We start from the raw sequence: 1369 nt of genomic DNA, 5'->3' as shown, positions 1-1369 counted from the left end.
CCGCTCGTCGTCGCGCCTGAGCTCTCCGACGACGCCGAGCTCTCCTCGTACCCATCCGGTGAGCACCGCGGGCGCGCGGGTCAGGCTTTCGGGATTTTGTTGATGCGGGCCGCGGCGGAGTTGCGGCCATCCGGCCGAGGGCGAACCTGATCGGCAGGTCTTCGAAGGTGTCGGGGTTGTAGTCGTCGAGCCAGGCCGTGGCGTCGGCATGGTTGGGGTGTTTGGGATCGGCGCGGGCGTCGAGCAGGTCGTAGAAACCGGGGACGCCGCCGCAGTCTTGCGGCGGGCCGTTGCGCTCGCCGGCGAGGTAGCGGGGATAGCGGACGGCCGGTGCGCCGGGACGAATGTTGCTGACGACGATCCTGCGCTCCCAGCTGTCGCCGAAGTCGTAGGTGTAGTCGATGATGGTCTTGCCGGGCCCGAGCACCTCGCACAGGCGGACCTTGGCCGCGTCCTTGCGGGGCTCGGTCCCCCAGTCCTCGTCCATCGGCAGGCCATAGGTCCGCCCGCCGACCCGGAACTCTCAGAGGTGATAATCCATCCAGCCGACGGTAGGCTGGACGATGTCGTGCAGGACCTTCAGCGTGATGGAGGTCGGGACCTCGACCTCGCGCCAGATCAAGGGGTCGGTGTCCTTCAGCTCGATGCGGACCGAAGCGATCTCGGCGAAGCTGCCGGCGGCGTCTTGGGGCTTCATGCCGCCAGCTTGTCAGAGCCTCGCTTCCAGTTCCACGGCAGCAGCTCGTCGAGCCGGTGGACCGGGTGCTGGGCGATGCGGGCCAGCACGTCCGCGAGCCAGGCCTGCGGATCGACGTCGTTCAGCTTGGCGGTGACGATCAGGCTGTAGAGCACGGCGGCGCGCTGGCCGCCGCGATCTGAGCCGCAGAAGAGCCAAGCCTTGCGCCCGAGGGCCACGCCGCGCAAGGCGCGCTCGGCGGCGTTGTTGGAGAGGCAGATCCGTCCGTCGCTGAGGAAGCGGGTGAAGGATGGCCAGCGGCGCAGCATGTAGCTGAACGCCTTGGCCAGGTCGTGGCCGCGCGAGAGCTTGTCGCGCGTCTGGAGCATCCAGGTCTCGAGCTCTTCCACCAGCGGCGCGCTCCGGACTTGGCGCATGGCCAGGCGCTCGGCCGGCGACCGGCCGACGATCTCGCGCTCGATGGCGAAGAGCGCGTCGATCCGCTGAACCGCTTCCAGCGCCAGGGGATAGACCGGCTTGGCCTTCTCGCCGCGGGCCTTCTTGAGGGCGGCTGTCTCGACATCGGCCAGCTCGAAGACCTTGCGGCGGCCGTGCGCCCAGCAACTCGCCTCCAGGATCGGCGCAGGCGTGCTCTCGCGCGCATACAGATCGCCATAGCCGCCGTAGGCGTCG

1 protein-coding gene and 1 pseudogene are annotated in these 1369 nt (G+C 69.0%); both read right to left on the bottom strand.

Translation table 11 applies throughout. The features are described from left to right. A pseudogene (locus tag DJ019_RS20605) lies at positions 1–697 on the bottom strand (plasmid pRiA4b ORF-3 family protein); the annotation flags it as partial. Continuing rightward, a partial coding sequence (tnpC, locus tag DJ019_RS20600) for an IS66 family transposase (RefSeq protein WP_111278748.1) occupies positions 694–1369 on the bottom strand: 676 nt, incomplete at its 5' end. The pseudogene DJ019_RS20605 and the gene tnpC, both read right to left, overlap by 4 nt.

Source organism: Phenylobacterium kunshanense, assembly GCF_003254525.1.
GTDB lineage: Bacteria > Pseudomonadota > Alphaproteobacteria > Caulobacterales > Caulobacteraceae > Phenylobacterium > Phenylobacterium kunshanense.
This window is presented reverse-complemented; position numbering and strand designations above follow the sequence as displayed.